The 15,398-nt window shown below is 63.9% G+C and carries 18 protein-coding genes; 10 read left to right on the forward strand and 8 right to left on the reverse strand.

What is annotated here, in order from left to right; all coding sequences use genetic code 11:
• Window positions 1–32 precede the first annotated feature (32 nt).
• On the forward strand, window positions 33–299 hold the full coding sequence (locus AC1MDG_RS02440; RefSeq protein WP_479807304.1) for a hypothetical protein: 267 nt from the start codon (window positions 33–35) through the stop codon (window positions 297–299).
• A gap of 27 nt (window positions 300–326) precedes the next feature.
• Here the strand turns inward: AC1MDG_RS02440 and AC1MDG_RS02445 are convergent, their stop codons facing one another.
• Complete coding sequence (locus tag AC1MDG_RS02445; protein WP_479807305.1) at window positions 327–1,364, reverse strand: helix-turn-helix transcriptional regulator; 1,038 nt, start codon at window positions 1,362–1,364, stop codon at window positions 327–329.
• 121 nt (window positions 1,365–1,485) lie between these two features.
• Between AC1MDG_RS02445 and AC1MDG_RS02450 the strand changes: the two genes are divergently transcribed.
• The 4 genes from AC1MDG_RS02450 to AC1MDG_RS02465 all read left to right on the forward strand — a co-directional run bounded on the left by AC1MDG_RS02450 (window position 1,486) and on the right by AC1MDG_RS02465 (window position 4,896).
• Entirely contained in the window at window positions 1,486–1,884 is a 399-nt protein-coding gene (locus AC1MDG_RS02450; RefSeq protein ID WP_043477613.1) for a DUF1304 domain-containing protein, read from the forward strand.
• 176 nt (window positions 1,885–2,060) lie between these two features.
• Complete coding sequence (locus tag AC1MDG_RS02455; RefSeq protein WP_479809005.1) at window positions 2,061–2,960, forward strand: alpha/beta fold hydrolase; 900 nt, start codon at window positions 2,061–2,063, stop codon at window positions 2,958–2,960.
• 19 nt (window positions 2,961–2,979) lie between these two features.
• The gene (locus AC1MDG_RS02460; RefSeq protein ID WP_479807307.1) at window positions 2,980–4,197 is read left to right on the forward strand and encodes a helicase domain-containing protein; all 1,218 of its coding nucleotides are present in this window, start codon (window positions 2,980–2,982) and stop codon (window positions 4,195–4,197) included.
• A gap of 117 nt (window positions 4,198–4,314) precedes the next feature.
• A complete protein-coding gene (locus tag AC1MDG_RS02465) occupies window positions 4,315–4,896 on the forward strand; it encodes a hypothetical protein (protein ID WP_479807308.1) in 582 nt (193 codons plus the stop codon).
• 30 nt (window positions 4,897–4,926) lie between these two features.
• Here AC1MDG_RS02465 and AC1MDG_RS02470 read toward each other — a convergent pair whose 3' ends face one another.
• Entirely contained in the window at window positions 4,927–5,550 is a 624-nt protein-coding gene (locus tag AC1MDG_RS02470) for a dihydrofolate reductase family protein (RefSeq protein WP_479807310.1), read from the reverse strand.
• A 143-nt stretch (window positions 5,551–5,693) separates the two neighbouring features.
• Entirely contained in the window at window positions 5,694–6,158 is a 465-nt protein-coding gene (locus tag AC1MDG_RS02475) for a phage tail protein (protein ID WP_479807312.1), read from the reverse strand.
• A 113-nt stretch (window positions 6,159–6,271) separates the two neighbouring features.
• Between AC1MDG_RS02475 and AC1MDG_RS02480 the strand changes: the two genes are divergently transcribed.
• Entirely contained in the window at window positions 6,272–7,345 is a 1,074-nt protein-coding gene (locus tag AC1MDG_RS02480) for a DNA polymerase IV (protein WP_479809006.1), read from the forward strand.
• A gap of 159 nt (window positions 7,346–7,504) precedes the next feature.
• Here AC1MDG_RS02480 and AC1MDG_RS02485 read toward each other — a convergent pair whose 3' ends face one another.
• Together AC1MDG_RS02485 and AC1MDG_RS02490 are read right to left on the reverse strand one after the other, a co-directional pair.
• Complete coding sequence (locus tag AC1MDG_RS02485; protein WP_479807314.1) at window positions 7,505–8,500, reverse strand: patatin-like phospholipase family protein; 996 nt, start codon at window positions 8,498–8,500, stop codon at window positions 7,505–7,507.
• A 68-nt stretch (window positions 8,501–8,568) separates the two neighbouring features.
• Entirely contained in the window at window positions 8,569–8,907 is a 339-nt protein-coding gene (locus tag AC1MDG_RS02490; RefSeq protein WP_043477631.1) for a YciI family protein, read from the reverse strand.
• Window positions 8,908–9,170: 263 nt separating this feature from the next.
• Here AC1MDG_RS02490 and AC1MDG_RS02495 point away from each other — a divergent pair, with 263 nt between their 5' ends.
• Entirely contained in the window at window positions 9,171–9,611 is a 441-nt protein-coding gene (locus AC1MDG_RS02495) for a VOC family protein (RefSeq protein ID WP_479807316.1), read from the forward strand.
• Between the two features lie 530 nt (window positions 9,612–10,141).
• On the opposite strand, the gene AC1MDG_RS02500 is transcribed toward AC1MDG_RS02495, so the two are convergent.
• Window positions 10,142–10,273 (reverse strand): hypothetical protein, encoded by a 132-nt coding sequence (locus AC1MDG_RS02500; RefSeq protein ID WP_479807318.1) that lies wholly within the window; start codon window positions 10,271–10,273, stop codon window positions 10,142–10,144.
• A gap of 485 nt (window positions 10,274–10,758) precedes the next feature.
• Window positions 10,759–11,199, reverse strand: a complete 441-nt coding sequence (locus tag AC1MDG_RS02505) for an SRPBCC family protein (RefSeq protein ID WP_479807319.1) — start codon at window positions 11,197–11,199, stop codon at window positions 10,759–10,761.
• Window positions 11,200–11,568: 369 nt separating this feature from the next.
• On the opposite strand from AC1MDG_RS02505, the gene AC1MDG_RS02510 reads away from it, so the two are divergent.
• The 3 genes from AC1MDG_RS02510 to AC1MDG_RS02520 all read left to right on the forward strand — a co-directional run bounded on the left by AC1MDG_RS02510 (window position 11,569) and on the right by AC1MDG_RS02520 (window position 14,104).
• Window positions 11,569–12,132 (forward strand): dihydrofolate reductase family protein, encoded by a 564-nt coding sequence (locus tag AC1MDG_RS02510; protein ID WP_479807321.1) that lies wholly within the window; start codon window positions 11,569–11,571, stop codon window positions 12,130–12,132.
• Window positions 12,133–12,522: 390 nt separating this feature from the next.
• Entirely contained in the window at window positions 12,523–12,681 is a 159-nt protein-coding gene (locus AC1MDG_RS02515) for a hypothetical protein (protein ID WP_479807323.1), read from the forward strand.
• Window positions 12,682–13,705: 1,024 nt separating this feature from the next.
• Window positions 13,706–14,104, forward strand: coding sequence for a hypothetical protein (locus AC1MDG_RS02520; protein ID WP_479807325.1), 399 nt, complete (start codon window positions 13,706–13,708; stop codon window positions 14,102–14,104).
• Between the two features lie 520 nt (window positions 14,105–14,624).
• Here the strand turns inward: AC1MDG_RS02520 and AC1MDG_RS02525 are convergent.
• Window positions 14,625–15,164: a hypothetical protein gene (locus tag AC1MDG_RS02525; protein ID WP_479807327.1), complete on the reverse strand. Its 540-nt coding sequence runs from the start codon at window positions 15,162–15,164 to the stop codon at window positions 14,625–14,627.
• Window positions 15,165–15,398: the final 234 nt, after the last annotated feature.

Below are 15,398 nucleotides of genomic sequence, written 5' to 3' on the forward strand. Positions count from 1 at the left end.
GACTCCCCGGTTCTGATCGCAGGAGAGCACCGATGAGCAATGACCAGGGCATGCCGGACATCAGCGGAGAACCCGGGAGCGGAAGCCACCCGCCTGTCCGGACGTCCCGGAAGCGGACCAAGCACCCGCGGTTCCGGACCGGTGAGCACGTCCGCTTCGCCGACGGCCACCTGACCGGCACCGGCGTTGTGGATGACTCCACTAAGGACGGATCGGTCCTCTGGGTCTGGGCTGACGGCGGCAACGGCAGGAAGATGCTCCTGCAAGGCCGCGGTACATCGGTTGAATCGCTGACTTAAGCGCCACCGGCCAGTCTCGGTTGAGCCTCAGGCGAGCAGCCTGGCCACCAGTTCGCCGCGGCTTCCCACTCCCACCTTGTCAAAGAGGGACTTCAGGTGGTCATGGACCGTATGCGGCGAGATGTACAGGTGGTCGGCGATTTCCGCCGTCGCCGAACCGGAGACCAGCTCGAGGCAGACGTCCCGCTCGCGGGGCGTGGCGCCGTAGGCGGCAAGCAGGAGGGTGACCATTTCGCGCGTGGTGGCGGGTTCCACCGTAACCACCATCTGGCCAGGGTCGTCCCCGGTGATGAGCCTGCTGGCCTGGAGCACCACCCAGTGGTCCCCGGCGTCGCGCATCCTCATGCGGGCCGTCCCGGAACCGGCAACCTTTGCGGCGCCCACCACGGAATACAGGGTCATGCCGAAACGCCCGGGAGCCAGGTCTTCCAGCGCCGCCAGCCAGGTGGCCGCGGCCGGCGTGGCGGCACGCAACTCGCCGCGCGGTCCCACCAGGACGATCACCGGACCGTCCGGTCCGCGCATCGCATGCCGCTCAACGCGCAGCGCAACCCGGGTGGCGGCGGCCAGTGTCCCTGCGATGGACGTCAGGAAATCCACTTCCCGGTCAGTGAAGTCCGGACCCGTCTCACGGAACAGCCCGCCCACGGCCCAGCACACGCCATCGGTCCGAAACACCGCACGCAGTTCGTGCTCCAGCCCCTGCGGACGGAGCAGGTCATTGAGGCGCACGCTCCTGACAACGTCGCGGTGCGGTGCATCGGACAGCCGGGCAGCCGGCATCGGCCGCCGGGTGAGCTGCGCGAAGGGGTTCGGCTCCGTGCCCGCGTATTCGGTCTCGGCGAAGCGCACGCCGTACTCATCGGGCGTCGGCCAGGGCGGCCAGTTGGTGATCGACGTCATGATGAGGGTTGCAGGATCCACGCCGGCCCAGCAAGCCTGCTGAAACGGCACGGTGTCATGCACGACGGCGAGCGCTGCGGCGTGCAGGTCAGCCACGCCCATGCCGGTGGCCGCCATCGCCGCGATCTCCTGCCGGGCCCGCTCTGCGCGATCTGCCCACATGCTTCCAGTATCCGCCGCCGACGGCGGACTGCAATCCCCTCATCGGGGGATCTTCCGGACCCTTGGTAACCCCCTCAGCCGGGGATGGGAAAGGCCTCCACCCGCGACGTACTCTTCGAGCATGAACGCAGTTGCCCAGCTGTTCGCCCTGATCGAGGCCCTGATCTATATCGCGGTGTTTCCCCTGGAGGCCTTCTTCCTGCGCCGCCCCGCAGTGCAGAAGTTCCTGAGCACCCCGGCCGGCAACGTCCGCGCCGTCATGATGTGGGCCATTCCTGTCGGCTTCCGGAACCTCCTGATAGCCCTGGGGGTGATTGCGGGACTAGTGGCCCTGAACACCGGGAGCGAGGTGGTGGGCCGGACGCTGGTCACCTACTGCTGCGCCTATATGGTCCTGGGCGGGGCCACCATGGCACTGGCGGATGCCTTGGGGCATTACCCCAGGAAGGGCGACAGCATACCCGGAACGCTGGCGGCCACTGTGCCCGCCCTGATCGCGCTCGTCGCCTCGGCCTTCTGAACAGGGCTTGCCAAGCGGGTTTCACGGACAACGAAGGCCCGCCTATGGGGGACAGACGGACCTTCGCAACTAAAACGCTACAACCCTTCTAAATAGCTATCGAGTGGACAAGCCCGGGGCCCTCGGCGGGTGCGGCATCGTCCCTTGCGATCGCCGGAAGCAGCGGCGTAGTCTCCCTGCTATCAGGCCATCCGGCGGGAGGATCCATGGACGGCTATGCCGAGTTGCGGGCGTTCCGGGCCGCCCACCCGTACCGGTCGCTGACTGTGGACGCCGGCATCGCAGCCGTCCTCGACGCCGAGGGCATCCAGTCCGCGAACGTTTTCGGCCACTCCCTCGGTGCCGGGGTGGCGCACGCCTTTGCCCGCCGTTATCCGCAGCGGGTGGACAAGCTCGTCCTTTCCGGGTTCGGCCTTTTCACCCGTGGCCACACGCGGTTGGTGACCGCCTTTGTCCGCCTGTTCTCAAGGCTTCCCGAGTCGGCCCTCGCAGCTTTCTACCGCCCCAGGATCGCCCGGCTGCTCGACGGGGCCGACGAGGACGAGCGGGTTTTCCTCAGCGCCTACACTGAGGACCTCTTCGCGGCACACACCAAGGAGTCAGCCCTGGCGCGATTTGCAGTGCTCCTGGATCTGGCGGCGCATCCGGACCGTTACGCCGCTGCATCGGCCTTCGAAAGACCGGAGGACGTGCTGCTGATTGCTGCGTCCGACGACCGCGGCTTCACGGCGCGCGAACGCGAGGCCTTGCTGGCCACCTATCCCGGCGCCAGGGCCCATGTTTTCGGACGCGGCGGCCACTGGGCGGCGGTCACCCACCCGACCGAGTACGACGCGTACCTCCTGTATGCCGACCCCCGCATCGGCCATCGAGGGAGTCACAGGCAGAGCAGTGTCCTGTTTATCGGTCCGCACCGGCCCTACCTGGCCTATGTCGCCGATGTCCTTCCCAGCCTCGGCGAGGAGGGCGTGCAGACGTGCACCCTGCGGGACCTCGTCCCGGAGGGTGCCGCAGCGACATTCGAAGCCGACCCGAAGGCGGCTCTCCTGAAGTCGTCGGCGGACATGGTTCTATGAGGAGCCGCCCGCACAGGGGATGGAGGTCGGGACGCCGTGGGCCGACGTCTGGCTCAGTGCAGACGAATGGGCCGAGGCGTTCGAGTCGCCCGCCCCGGGTACGCCGCACAACGAGGCACGCGACGAAGTCTGGGAGGAGTTGCTCAAAATCCTCGTCGGCAAGCACGACGACGATGACGTGCCGGAGGACGTGTTCCGCAGGGTTCTGGCGCAGAACGCGGAGTTGACCGGCGCGTTCAGCAGGGCGTGGCCGCTGCTCCAGTACACGGACGTTGTGGGCGATCTTTGGACCGTGCCCGCCTACCTGCGCATGTGCGCACCCTGGCTGAGCCCGGACGACGCTGGGATGTTGCGGCGCCAGGACCCCACAGCCTGGACTGTGTCCGACGTGCCGCTCCTGGACGCAGCCCGGCAACGGCTGCTTGGCGACCCCGGGGCGTCCCGGCGCAAACGCCGGCAGGACGCCGCCCTGGCAGCAGAACGGAAGCTCATGGACCGGGTGGTGGACAACCTGATCGCGGCGGACGATTCCGAACTGCTGGTGATGTCGATGCTGCGCGGGCAGGACATGCAGGACAAGCTGGCCGATGAGGACGCGCTGCCAGGCGCCGACCCGGACCTGCGCGCCGGACCGTTCGCCCACATTGTGGTCGACGAAGCGCAGGAGCTGACCGATGCCGAGTGGCAGATGCTGCTGCTCCGCTACCCGTCCCGGAGTTTCACCGTCGTCGGGGACCGCGCCCAGGCCAGGCACGGCTTCACGGAATCCTGGCAGGAACGGCTCCGCCGGGTTGGAATGGCGGACGTGAACGTGGCGACCCTCAGCATCAACTACCGAACCCCGGCGGAGGTCATGGCGGAAGCCGAGCCGGTCATCCGCGCCGTGATCCCGGACGCCAACGTGCCCACCTCCATCCGCAGCGGCGGCATCCCGGTGGTCCACGGGTCCGCGTCGGAGCGGGACTCGATCCTCGACAGCTGGCTCGCCGCGCACGCCGATGGGACTGCCTGCGTCATCGGCCCGAGCGGCGCCGCCAGTTCGTTCCGGGCGAGCGCACGCGTCCGGCCGCTGACCCCGGAGCTGTCGAAAGGACTCGAGTTCGACCTGGTGGTCCTTATCGACCCGGAGGCGTTCGGCACCGGCATCGAAGGAACCGTGGACCGCTACGTTGCGATGACCCGCGCGACCCGGCAACTCGTCATCCTCGCAACCCCGGACGTCGGCCCGGGATCCTGATTGCACCCGCCCGATGGTGCCGCGGACTGTCACTCGCCCGCAGAAATGCGGCCCTTGTCCTCGGCCGCTCCATGCTCCATTCTTGGCCTAAACGGGGAGTAGCGGAAGGGGAATGGAATGTCCGGTGTGGATTTGGAAGGCGTCCAGCGGCCGGCGGTGACGGCCCTCGTTTCGGCTGGCATCTGGCTGGTCGGTGTCAGCCCGGTGCCGGGAGTTTATCTCGAGCCCGACCCCGTTCGCCGGCTCGAGATGCTCCGCAGGGGGAAGCGCTCATGGGTTGTCGGACAGCACATCGCCGCGGCAGGCACCGCCGCTGTGCCTGCCGCTTTCGCGCGAGTGGCCCTTGCCCTGCCCCCGGGAAGGACGAGGGTCTTTGCGGCCACCGCCGCTGTTGCGCTCGCCGCCGGGGCACCGTTGTTCGTGTCCCAGCTTGCCTTGCGCGCATCGGATCCTGAGCGCTTTGCGTCGCGGGGTCTTCCCGCGTGGCCCTTCCTCGCCTATTCGTGGCTGCACGTGCTCGCCCTGGGGTCACTTTCCGGCGCCCTGGCTTCCCTGCCCCACAGGGGGAAGGAAGCCGCGGCCGTAGGCATCGCCGCAGTCGGCTCCGGCGCCGTCCTGGCCAGGACCGGTGACATCCCGCCCTTTGTGTTCTACGTTTCCGAACAGCTCGCTGCCGGCAGCCTTCTTCGCCGTGTTTGACCTCTGCATCCCGGCCCCGTTCCGGGAAAGTTAACTCTGGTGGTCGCCGGCCGACATATCGCCGACGCCGGGTGTGCCGTCGGCGAGGGCGTAGCGCTGCATCACCGCACCCTTCGGTGAGGCCACGACCGGCTCGATGAGTCTGAGATTCGTCGGAACCACCCCGTCGGCGAAGACCTTCTTTCCGCTGCCGAGGAGGATCGGATACACCCAGAGGGTGAGCCGATCGAAGAGCCGCTCGGCGAACAGGGTCTGCACGAAGTCGAGACTGCCGATGACGTGGATGTTCGCGTGCCGGTCGCGCAGTTCGCGCACCGCGGCGGCGACATCAGGGCCGAGCAGCGTGGAATCGGCCCACTCGAGAGTCGGCGTCTGGCGTGAGGCAACGTATTTCGGGAGGCTGTTGAACAGCCGTGCGATGCCCCCGTCCGCGTGCGGCCAGTACCCGGCGAAAATGTCGTAGGTGCGGCGTCCAAGCAGCAGCGCGTCCATCCCCGCCATCCCGGAAGTGATCTGTTCGCCGACGACTTCGTCAATGAGAGGCGCTTGCCAGCCGCCAAACGCGAAACCGTCGGCAGGGTCCTCGTCCGGCCCGCCGGGCGCCTGCGCGACGCCGTCGAGCGTGGTGAACAGGTCGATATGGATGAGCCCCATGCCGTGCTCCTTTTCTGTTGCCCGTCGTCGCCCCGGCGGCGGGATCACTTCGAGGTTGCCACACGATCCGTAAGGAAACAACGGGTATCACGGGCGCGGCACGAGGACGGAACGACGGTCTTCAGCATGGTTGTGGCAGGTCCTCAGTACTTGCCTTTGATCACAAAGAAGGAGCCGCGGATTACGCCTGCCAGTTTTGATTTCTGGCGGGCGAACTTGAAACGTGATGCCAGTTCCTCTGGAATCTCCATGCCTTCGGCCAGTTTGAATCCGACCGCCCGCTTCCCGCCGTCGTCGATGCTGTACATGACGTTGACGGAAAGCCCCGACTCGTAGAACACATAAGCCATCTGCAAACCGTCCACTTCGAAGGCGGTCGCTTCGAGCGGGCGGGAGCCGATGACGATGTCACGTTCTTCCTTGAGGATGCGGCTTACCCGCTCTACCACTTCCGGGACCTCGTTGGCGGGGCTCACGGTGAAAACGTGGTCGTACTTGTTCCGGTAGTAGCGCCCCTCGTTGGCGCGCAACCCGGCCAGCGCCTCGGCGACGGGAGACGATTCCAGGCCGACTGTGGAAACGTCCTTGAAGTCAACGATGTACGGCATGCGCCCTCCTGGTCAGATGTGTTGGGACCAACGATAACGTGCGGAAGCGGGAGTCCCGCCAGGCGTAGTGGAGAGCCGGTGCTTGCCGGGGGTGTTTAGGGCAGACTGGTGACCTGAGCGGAATCCGGTGGGTGCTGCACGTCGATCTCGACCAGTTCATCGCGGCGGTCGAAGTGCTGCGGCGGCCGGAGCTTGCGGGCAAGCCAATCATTGTCGGCGGTCGGGGCGACCCCACGGAACGTGCTGTGGTGTCGACCGCATCCTACGAAGCCAGGGCGTTCGGAGTGGGTTCCGGAATGCCCTTACGCATCGCGGCCCGGAAAGTGCCCGACGCCGTGATCCTGCCCGTCGACCAGGAGGCTTACCTCGCGGCGTCTGAAACGGTGATGGCTACCCTGCGCGCCCAGCCCGGCGCCACCGTGCAGGTGCTGGGCTGGGACGAAGCCTTTATAGGCACTGAAACAGAGAATCCGGAAGCCTACGCCCGGCTGGTGCAGGCAGCCGTCCTGGAGCGAACGCACCTGCATTGCAGCGTGGGCATCGGCGATACCCTGGTCCGAGCGAAGGTCGCCACCGGTTTCGGCAAGCCCGCCGGCGTCTTCCGTCTCACTGCCGGGAACTGGCTGGACGTCATGGGCAACCGGCCCACCAAGGACCTGTGGGGCGTCGGAGCCAAAGTGTCGGGCCGGCTGGCCAAACTCGGCATCAACACAGTCGCCGAGCTTGCCGCGTCGGACCCCCAGGACCTGGTCCCTGAGTTCGGCCCCAGGATGGGTCCTTGGTACGCGGAGCTCGGACGCGGGGACGGCGCCAGCGTTGTGGACGACACCCCATGGGTTGCCCGCGGGCATAGCCGGGAGACCACCTTCCAGCAGGACCTGACCGAGCCCGCCCAGGTGGACGACGCCGTCAGGGAGCTGACAGCCCGTGTCCTGGAGGACGTTGAGGCCGAAGGGCGGCCCGTGGTTGGGCTGACCCTCAAGGTTCGGTACGCGCCGTTTTTCACCAAGACCCACGCGAGGAAGATTCCCGAAACATTCGACCGGAACGAAATCCTCGCGCGGGCGTTGGACCTCGCAGCCGCAATCGAAGAGGGACGCCCGATCCGGCTCCTGGGCCTGCGGGCCGAAATGGCAATGCCCGATGACGCCCGACAGGGACATACGCCGACGCGCGGCGGTTGGTGACGGCGTCGCTCCTTTCCTTACTGGCACGGATGAACTGCTTCGCGGTAGCAACGGTCATTTTTCTTCGCAACGGTATTGGCGGACATCGCCTTGGCTCAGCCGGCGTACCGACGAGCGGAGCGCAGGGGCCAGCCACCGATCGTTAGGGCTTCGTGGGCGTCAGCGCCAGAACTCGGTGAGTTGCTCGGCAAGGTCTCTGCCTTGGTCGTAGCCAGCTCGCGCAGCGGGCGGACGCAGCGACAGATCCATTGCATTGGCGCCGAACATGTGCTCCGAGTTGCTGTCCGGAAAGACCGTTGCGACTCTGCTGCCGCTTGCGCGCAGTTCGTCGACCTGCGCTGCAAGGTGCATGCCCCACTCCAGCGGCGCCCGTGATCTGCCGCCGAATGGTGACAGCACCAGTACCCGCCCGTATCCGGATGCCAGATCGGCATTCTCGCTGGATCGTCGGTAGCCGCCGTCGATGTATCTGTCATCTCCGATCCTGTAGGCGAAGCCGCTGGCACAGCTGGCGGCCACGGCGTCCGCCAGGTCGACCCCGCTGTGGCGGTCGAACACGACCGGTTCGCCGGTTTGGGCATTGACCGCCGTGATGAGCAACGTTTGCTCCGGCCAGTGCTGGCTGGGGAGCCGGGAGGCGACGGTATCGCGCCACCGCGTTTGTCCCGAGACGTCCGACGCCGGGTCCAGGTCGAGTGCCGCCGCACCTATCCTGCGGCGCATATCGGCCGCATCCTCAGCGGCGGCCATGATTCGGCTCGTTCTCTCCATATGGTTCGCCGCTGCTCCAGTGGGAACGCGCCCACCGCCGGATCCCGCCGGAGCAGTCCGTTGCTGGGGTGCGGCGGAAAGGATGTCGGCAAGCAGCTGGGCCGGGCTCGCGCCGGTTATCTGGGCCGCGGCCGTAGATCCGGCCGACGTGCCGATGATCAGATCGGCCTTGGTCACATCCAGCCCGGCACCAGACAGACCGGCAATGACGCCGATCAGCCACGCGTTGCCTGTCGACCCGCCACCCCCGAGGACCAACGCCCGCCCGCCCGCGGCCCGTACCTGCTCGGTGGCGTTGACCTGCGGCTGATCCTGGTCGGACCGCGGCAGCTCGGAGGCGGTCGCCGAGGTTAAATGCAGAGTTGGAAATGGTGTTTTGCGCATGGGAGTCGCCTTTCGCGAATTGCCTGGGGGGCGCTCCCGGTGACGACTACTGCCGAAAGCGAGTGCAACTAGCTCGCCGGGTCGTACATGAACTCGCGGAGCTCCTGCGAGCAACGGCAGGCCACCGAGATCTTCCTCGCCCACTCGACCGCGTCTTCGCGCGTCGGCAGCTCCAGCACGGTGAACCCGCCCCTGAGTTCGGAGCCCGGATAAATCTCGTTGCTCACCGACCCGTCGGCGGTGACCAGTACGGGATCGACTTCCTCATCGATTCCACCGCCGAATACGTAGACGCCGGCGGCCTTCGCCTCCTCGATCACGGCGTGGGCTTCGGCGGAGACGATAGGGAAATCCTCGTCCGTGAGCACCATGGCTTCGCTCGGGAAGGAGATAAGGAATTTGGTCATGATCTGATGGTGCCTCGCGGGCGGCCCGGACAGCAAGGGTTGTGGAGTTGAAGGCAACCACTCGGCCCCGCTGGGAGTATTCCGGAACGGGCCACCATTGCTGTGGCTGCGGCAATAATGACCGTTTCGCGTCCATAAAGCCCTGGCCACCCGTCGTCGTACACAGGCTCCTGCCGCGCGCAGCAGGAGTCTTCCTCGCGTCGCGAATCCGCCGTAAACTCCGTCTTGGGCCATTCTGAAACGAGAATGTGGAGGTGTTGCTCATGACACGAGTCATGCGGTTCGACCATGTTGGCGTCACCGTTCAGGATCTCGACCTCGTGACGGCATTCTTCGTGGGACTCGGGCTCGAGGTCGAGGGCCGGACGTTTGTGGAGGGCGAGTTCATCGACACGGTGATAGCAATCCCGGACTCCCGCACAGAGATCGTCATGTTGCGAACGCCTGACGGCGGCACAGGCGTGGAGCTTTCCAGCTTTATCCGGCCAGATCCCGCTCCCGGGTCGCCTGCTGCGATGGCAAACGAACTCGGACTGCGCAGTTTGTCCTTCGAAGTTGACGATCTTCAGTCTCACATCGATCGGCTGGCCGCGGAGGGATACGGGCTGGTCGGCGGCATCGGCCGGTATGAGGATGTCTGGCGTATGGCCTACGTGCGCGGTCCGGAGGGAATTATCGTGGCGTTGGCTGAACGGATTAGCTGACCCAAGTATCGGCCCGACAAGCGCGGTGCGGACGTAACGTTGACCGGGGCGGAATTTTGGCTTTCCGACGAGTGCACGGTTGTCTCTATCCCTCCGGGGTATTTGGCCCCCGGGGGCTGTCGTCCACGCTGCTGAGGCGTTCCGGATGTTTCGGGTCTTTGCCGCGTTCGCGCCAGATTCATCCCGTTGCCACAGCGAGAACCGGGTCGCCCAAATACCGAAAATGATGGTTCCAACCACGATGATGCCGGTTTTGATCCAGAGCCACGGTTCGGTGACGATCGGCAGGAGGCTCAGGACCAGCATCACAGGCGTATAAACCATCATGAAGCGGCCGAGACGACGGAATCTACGCTGCACTTCAGGGCTTGCGGGTGCAGGCTGGAATGCCGAACGCTTCTTTGGCTCCATATATGAACTGAACCACTAACGCAGGTCACCCGATAGTCCCGCAAAAGCAGGAGGGGAGCTGTCTATCCAATCTGGGGATCCCTAACCGTGTCGGCTCGACGGCGCGTGAATGACAGCTTCTAGGCCGCGTTGGAACCGGTCTGAGCCTTCTTGGACTGCCGCCACATCACGAAGTAGGCAGCGGCCAGCACGAGAGAGATGACTGCAAGTGTGAGATGCAGATAGTCAGGGGTTCCTCGGGAGAATTCCATAATCGTCAGGGTCAGCCACAGGAGCGAAGTTAGGGACCAAAGCACCGTCCAAAACACTAGGACGCGCCGACTGGGCTTCGGTGGTTTCTTCCCGGGCTCAGTTAGGCCCATCATGTCCGTCATCCGCAACCAGGCGTCGCGTGGCCCGCTACCCGTCATGGCCCAACGCTAGCCGCCGTCCAGGGGGTTAGGAATGGCCAAGGCGGGCGAGTGTGCGAGGTCGCAAGCTCAGGGCCAATCCTGACAAGTGAGGCACTGGTTTAACAGTGGAGCTCCGGCAGGGGAGGGGCAGGCTATATGCCTGGCCTAGTCGACGAGCGGAAATTGTTCTCGCCGGCGGATATCCGGCGAACCCTGACCGGGCGAAAAAGTGGCTGGCTTGCGAGGGCGACCGGAAGTGGCAAGAAATGAGCAGCCATTGGAAAGCTACCGTCACAATGCTGTCGGGCTGTCGCCATTCCTGACCGGGTCAGGATCTCGTCGACCTAGGCCCGCTCTGCCAGCCGTTTGATCCTGACGATCGCCTCCGACCACATGCCGCGCATGTCGTCCGCCCACTCGTCGGGCACCTCAAGCTCGACGACGAGAGTCGTCACCCCGTCCGTCTCGCTGAACGAGTAGCTCTCGTGCAGCCCGACGGCGGGCCCTTCGCGGTTCTCGACGTCGTTCTCGATATCGCCGAGATAGCGGATCGACACGAACTCGTGGGGCCGGTTCTCGACGATGGTGCCGAAGAGACCGCTCGCCGTGCCGTCGTCGTTCGGGCCGAGGAAGCGGATCTCGTCGCCCTCGTTCCAGCCGCCCTCGTAGGTCGATCCCTCGTGGAAGGCGCCCGTCCATTCGCGGTAGGTGTCGAGGTCGAGCATAACGTTCCAGACGTGCTGCGCGGGAGCGTCGACATCGATGCGGAACCGAAGATTCTCCATGCGCGATTGTAGAACCGAGGCACCCTGGCGACGCAAGACCGCCTGCCCTTTTCTCCCTCGTGGTCTCGGCAATTAGAAGCGATTGGACGTCCGCCATAGCGGGCGCAGCAGCAGTGATGTCACTGGTCCTAACCGGCATTCTTAGACGACAGAAGCGCAGCCCCCAAAGGGAAGGCTGGGTAGTGTCGGTGCACTGGTTGGTGGGGGCGTGAGCCGAACCGTCAGGGGCACGGTCCGCTCGGAGATCCTTTCCGTACGGAGCATCTGCTTGGCGTGGTGGTCAAGTGGCCGTCGGTGTGGCCTGACCGATGACTTTTCCGCGCCGTGCTGGTCTATACAACGAATACCGTCTCACGGGAGACTGAGGCCATGCGCAAACTGACCTTCGGTATGAACCTGAGCGTGGACGGCTACATCGCCGCGCCCGGCGACGACCTCGGCTGGAGCGTACCGAGCGATGAGCTGTTCCAATGGTGGTCAGACCGGGTGGGGACGACGGGCCTGGCGCTGTATGGGCGCAAACTGTGGGAGACGATGAGCTCCCACTGGCCGATCGCGGACCAGCAGCCTGGCGCCACACCGGCGCAGATCGAGTTCGCCCGCCGCTGGCGGGACATGCCGAAGGTGGTGTTCTCCTCGACGACCAGCACGGTCGACTGGAATACCCGCCTGGTCACCGGCGACGCGGTCACCGAAATCACCCGGCTCAAGGCGGACGACGGCGGCCCCATGGACATAGGCGGTGCCACACTCGCCGCGGCGGCCATGCGGGCCGGGCTGATCGACGAGTACGCGATCGTCACCCATCCGGTCCTGGTCGGCGGCGGCACGCCGTTCTTCACAGCCCTGGACAACTGGGTGAACCTGAGCCTGGTGGAAACCCGGACGTTTCCTGGCAGTGTTGTCCTTACCAGGTACGAGACCAGGCGCTGACTGCCCGATGTCGACTCAGCGCGGGCTTCAGAGACTGACACACGATAATGTCCAGCTTCATGCCCGACGGTGGCCACTCCGGCGTCCCCGGGGATGTGGATTTGATCGCTTCGTGGCGGTGTTCTGTCATCGCTTGGTGTCGCACCTGCCCGTTAGCTGATCGTGAGCCCAACCCTTACCGGGCTGAAATTCGGTGTTCCCACGCGCCTCGAACCGAAAATAAGGCGGCATGAGCAGCCCCAAGGAAAGCGACCTTGACCGGGCGCCCGTGACGGGGAACCGAGGTAAAACTATGGTTATGCCAGTTGCGGAACCTTAGGCTGTCAGCATCAAGCCTGGGTGGCTTGGGAGCTCGGCCGGACACGCCGGGCAAGGCGACAAGGGTGACACATGCTCCAAAAAGATGCTGGCCACGAAGACAATAAACGGGAGAGCGCCCGGCTCCTGCGGATGTTGATGTTCTTTGGCAAATACCCCGAACTATTAGCCATCATTTTGGTCGTCATCCTTGCGCTAGTCGGCCTCGTGTTGACCGTTTTCCTGCAATGACGTCAACGGAGCCAGCCAGGCGCAGCAGGATGAACCGATGGAAGGAGCGTCATCAAAACTATCCGTGGGATCAAGCGACTCCTGACCGAATTGCCCCAACCCGCCAGGACCTTCTATTGGTGCTCTTACGCGATGTTTCTTGCGACCTTCGTTATCGGCGCAGCAACCCGGATGAACTCGGCTGTTCGCTGAGTTCCACGACGCCAAGCCTCTCACGCGAAGACGACGCCGCTGCGGATGGGCGTGCTTGTTGACCTACAGCACGACGGCTACCGGGGCTAGGGTTGGGCCATGACAGACGGTGGGCGCCGCAACGTTTGGTTGCGGATGACGGACTCGATAGGCGTGACCGAACCAGGGAAGAAGCCGGCGCGGCCCAGCCCCCGCATCTTGGTGCTCCAAATAGTGGGCTATACCGTAATGACCGTGTGCTTCACGGCGCTAGCGTTTGGGACACAGGACAACATTGTTTTTCTCATCGCCGCTGCCCTGTCCCTCACAGTTGCGGTCGCCTCTCTCGTGATGTGGATTCAGTACATGCGCTCGGACCGTCCCAAACCGCATAGGAACCCTGAGACTGACACACGATAATGTCCAGCTTCATGCCCGATGGTGGCCACTGCGGCGTCCCCGGGGATGTGGATTTGATCGCTTCGTGGCGGTGTTCTGTCATCGCTTGGTGTCGCACCTGCGCCCGTTAGCTGATCGTGAGCCCAACCCTGAGCGGGCCGAAAGGATGGTCAGCCCGCCATATCGGTGGAAAAGTCCGTTCGCCGCAGAAACCACGTGTCTCGGGATAAAAGCATTGGAATGCGGGCAGCCAGGAGGTCGTTTCAGGATGGCCTGTTTTGGGACCTGACCATGGTTTACGCTCTGGTCATGGCAAGCGGAACTAGGGGCACGGTGAGTCCCCGGAAGGAGTAAGGAAGCCACCATTCGAGGTGCCCTTCGCTGCTTGGGCATTGATGGCGGCTATAGCAGTGATGGACATTTTTGGCGGTCAACCTCACGACGGAGCAGATAGATGAAGATCTACACAATGGACGATAGCTTCACGGTCGCAGAAGACGTCAATCTAGTTTCCCGCCGTATAGTCGATCATCTGAGTTCCGCAGGACTACGACCGGATCAGACCCAGGACAGTATCCAGGTTCGCGCCGGCTCGGATATTCTCCTTCGTCTCTTGGGCTTCCTTTTAGTCCCCAACAGCTACCCGGTTGGCCTCGACGTGCATGTGGCCGAAGATGAGCAAGGAACCAAAGTTACATCCGCTGCCTACGACCGACTCGGATGGTACGTGAACAAGAAACTTTTGTGGGGCGAAGATGTTCTCAGTCGCAGGCTCACAGAATTGCTCAACGAAGTACGAACAGCTGTAGGCAAACCGGAGCTTCCGCAACGGTCCGCAACCTTCAGCCCCTAAATAGCGGGCAATAAGCAAACCAGCGAACGAACGGATCCACACCTGCTTCTGGGCTGGTTTCCCCAGTCATCAGAAAGCAGAACCTCCACGCGTCCTATGCGGCGGAAGGGAGCGAACATGGCCAAGCGCCGAATGCACGGTATCTGGGTGTTGTACTTGTTGCCACCCTTCGCCTTCGCCGCCTTTCTCGTTTGGCTCATGAGGAACGTCTGGCACTGGTTCTGACGGGCCTCAGCGAAACTTTGACCCTCGAGCCCCTTACAACCTGTCCCGCCATCCGCAAGTACCGCAGTGCGCATCCGCTGAGATTGGCCGCCAGCGTCCTGGGTGGTTTTGGTACAAGCAGTGACCAGCTCCTGTTGCTTGCCACCGCAGTAACCCTGAGCGGGCCGAAAATTGGCTGCTGTGCACGCGTGACTGGAATTGGAAAGGACTGAGGTGCCCACGGGAGAGCTACCTCTAACGGGCCGGCTCGTGGGAGACTTCCAAAATCCATGTGGCAGATCGTGGTTGACGCCTCTCACGAGTGCCCTACGACCTCACTCAGCTTGTCCAGAGATTCCGGAGCGGCAGCGATCTCCACCTTGCCGTCGTCTGTCAAAAGGGTCATGGCCTGGATCCCGAAGACCTGGATGTATTTACGGTCCTTGCCGCTAACTTTTCTGCGCTCTGGGAGCAGATCCAGGACTTTGATGGTGGTCGGCCGCCCGGAGGGCTCAAGAGTGTCGTAAACCGCGGGCTGGAAGTGGATTGATCCCATGCTGGGCGTCGCGATCCCTTGGTTCCAGATGCTGCTGAGTGAACCGGTTGGAGAGTCCGGGTAGCGGATATAGGCCATGATTTGGTCGTGTTCTTCGAGGCGGACTTTGGTTTTGCTTCTTCGCCGTGTTTCGAAGACTGCAAGGAGCCAGTAGGCCAAGGTCCACACAAAGGCGGTGATGAGGGCGTTCTCGAGGTCGTGTTGTCCAAGGGCAAACCAAACAACTGTCGTGAACACAAAGAAGAGTATGTAGCCCAAAGCCAGGGCTAGATATGGGTGATGTCGGACCCATTCCTTCATAGGGCAATACTAGGCATGCCTCTTACTACGCGATACTCCCGTGGTACATGGTGGAATCCCTTTCGGGACAGTCCACGCCGTTGTTCCGAGGAATTAGGGTCAAGGCTGGCGGCTAGCCTCGTCAGCCGCAGCGCTACATTGAGATCTGCTGGACCGCGCTTGGTATGAACGCCAGAGTGTTGATCAATGCCAGCGTGGCTATGCCATACCCAATGACCAGGGCAGCGATGGCTA

Source organism: Arthrobacter sp. AIWTK1 (assembly GCF_056680535.1).

What these genes read in the sequence shown, in the direction of transcription:
- AC1MDG_RS02465 (WP_479807308.1), top strand. Translation starts at nt 4,315, where the DNA reads ATGTCCGGTGTGGATTTGGAAGGCGTCCAGCGGCCGGCGGTGACGGCC.
- AC1MDG_RS02450 (WP_043477613.1), top strand. Translation starts at nt 1,486, where the DNA reads ATGAACGCAGTTGCCCAGCTGTTCGCCCTGATCGAGGCCCTGATCTAT.
- AC1MDG_RS02500 (WP_479807318.1), bottom strand. Translation starts at nt 10,273, where the DNA reads ATGGAATTCTCCCGAGGAACCCCTGACTATCTGCATCTCACACTTGCA.
- AC1MDG_RS02490 (WP_043477631.1), bottom strand. Translation starts at nt 8,907, where the DNA reads ATGACCAAATTCCTTATCTCCTTCCCGAGCGAAGCCATGGTGCTCACG.
- AC1MDG_RS02445 (WP_479807305.1), bottom strand. Translation starts at nt 1,364, where the DNA reads ATGTGGGCAGATCGCGCAGAGCGGGCCCGGCAGGAGATCGCGGCGATG.
- AC1MDG_RS02475 (WP_479807312.1), bottom strand. Translation starts at nt 6,158, where the DNA reads ATGCCGTACATCGTTGACTTCAAGGACGTTTCCACAGTCGGCCTGGAA.
- AC1MDG_RS02510 (WP_479807321.1), top strand. Translation starts at nt 11,569, where the DNA reads ATGCGCAAACTGACCTTCGGTATGAACCTGAGCGTGGACGGCTACATC.
- AC1MDG_RS02505 (WP_479807319.1), bottom strand. Translation starts at nt 11,199, where the DNA reads ATGGAGAATCTTCGGTTCCGCATCGATGTCGACGCTCCCGCGCAGCAC.
- AC1MDG_RS02485 (WP_479807314.1), bottom strand. Translation starts at nt 8,500, where the DNA reads ATGCGCAAAACACCATTTCCAACTCTGCATTTAACCTCGGCGACCGCC.
- AC1MDG_RS02470 (WP_479807310.1), bottom strand. Translation starts at nt 5,550, where the DNA reads ATGGGGCTCATCCATATCGACCTGTTCACCACGCTCGACGGCGTCGCG.
- AC1MDG_RS02495 (WP_479807316.1), top strand. Translation starts at nt 9,171, where the DNA reads ATGACACGAGTCATGCGGTTCGACCATGTTGGCGTCACCGTTCAGGAT.
- AC1MDG_RS02440 (WP_479807304.1), top strand. Translation starts at nt 33, where the DNA reads ATGAGCAATGACCAGGGCATGCCGGACATCAGCGGAGAACCCGGGAGC.
- AC1MDG_RS02525 (WP_479807327.1), bottom strand. Translation starts at nt 15,164, where the DNA reads ATGAAGGAATGGGTCCGACATCACCCATATCTAGCCCTGGCTTTGGGC.
- AC1MDG_RS02460 (WP_479807307.1), top strand. Translation starts at nt 2,980, where the DNA reads ATGGAGGTCGGGACGCCGTGGGCCGACGTCTGGCTCAGTGCAGACGAA.
- AC1MDG_RS02515 (WP_479807323.1), top strand. Translation starts at nt 12,523, where the DNA reads ATGCTCCAAAAAGATGCTGGCCACGAAGACAATAAACGGGAGAGCGCC.
- AC1MDG_RS02520 (WP_479807325.1), top strand. Translation starts at nt 13,706, where the DNA reads ATGAAGATCTACACAATGGACGATAGCTTCACGGTCGCAGAAGACGTC.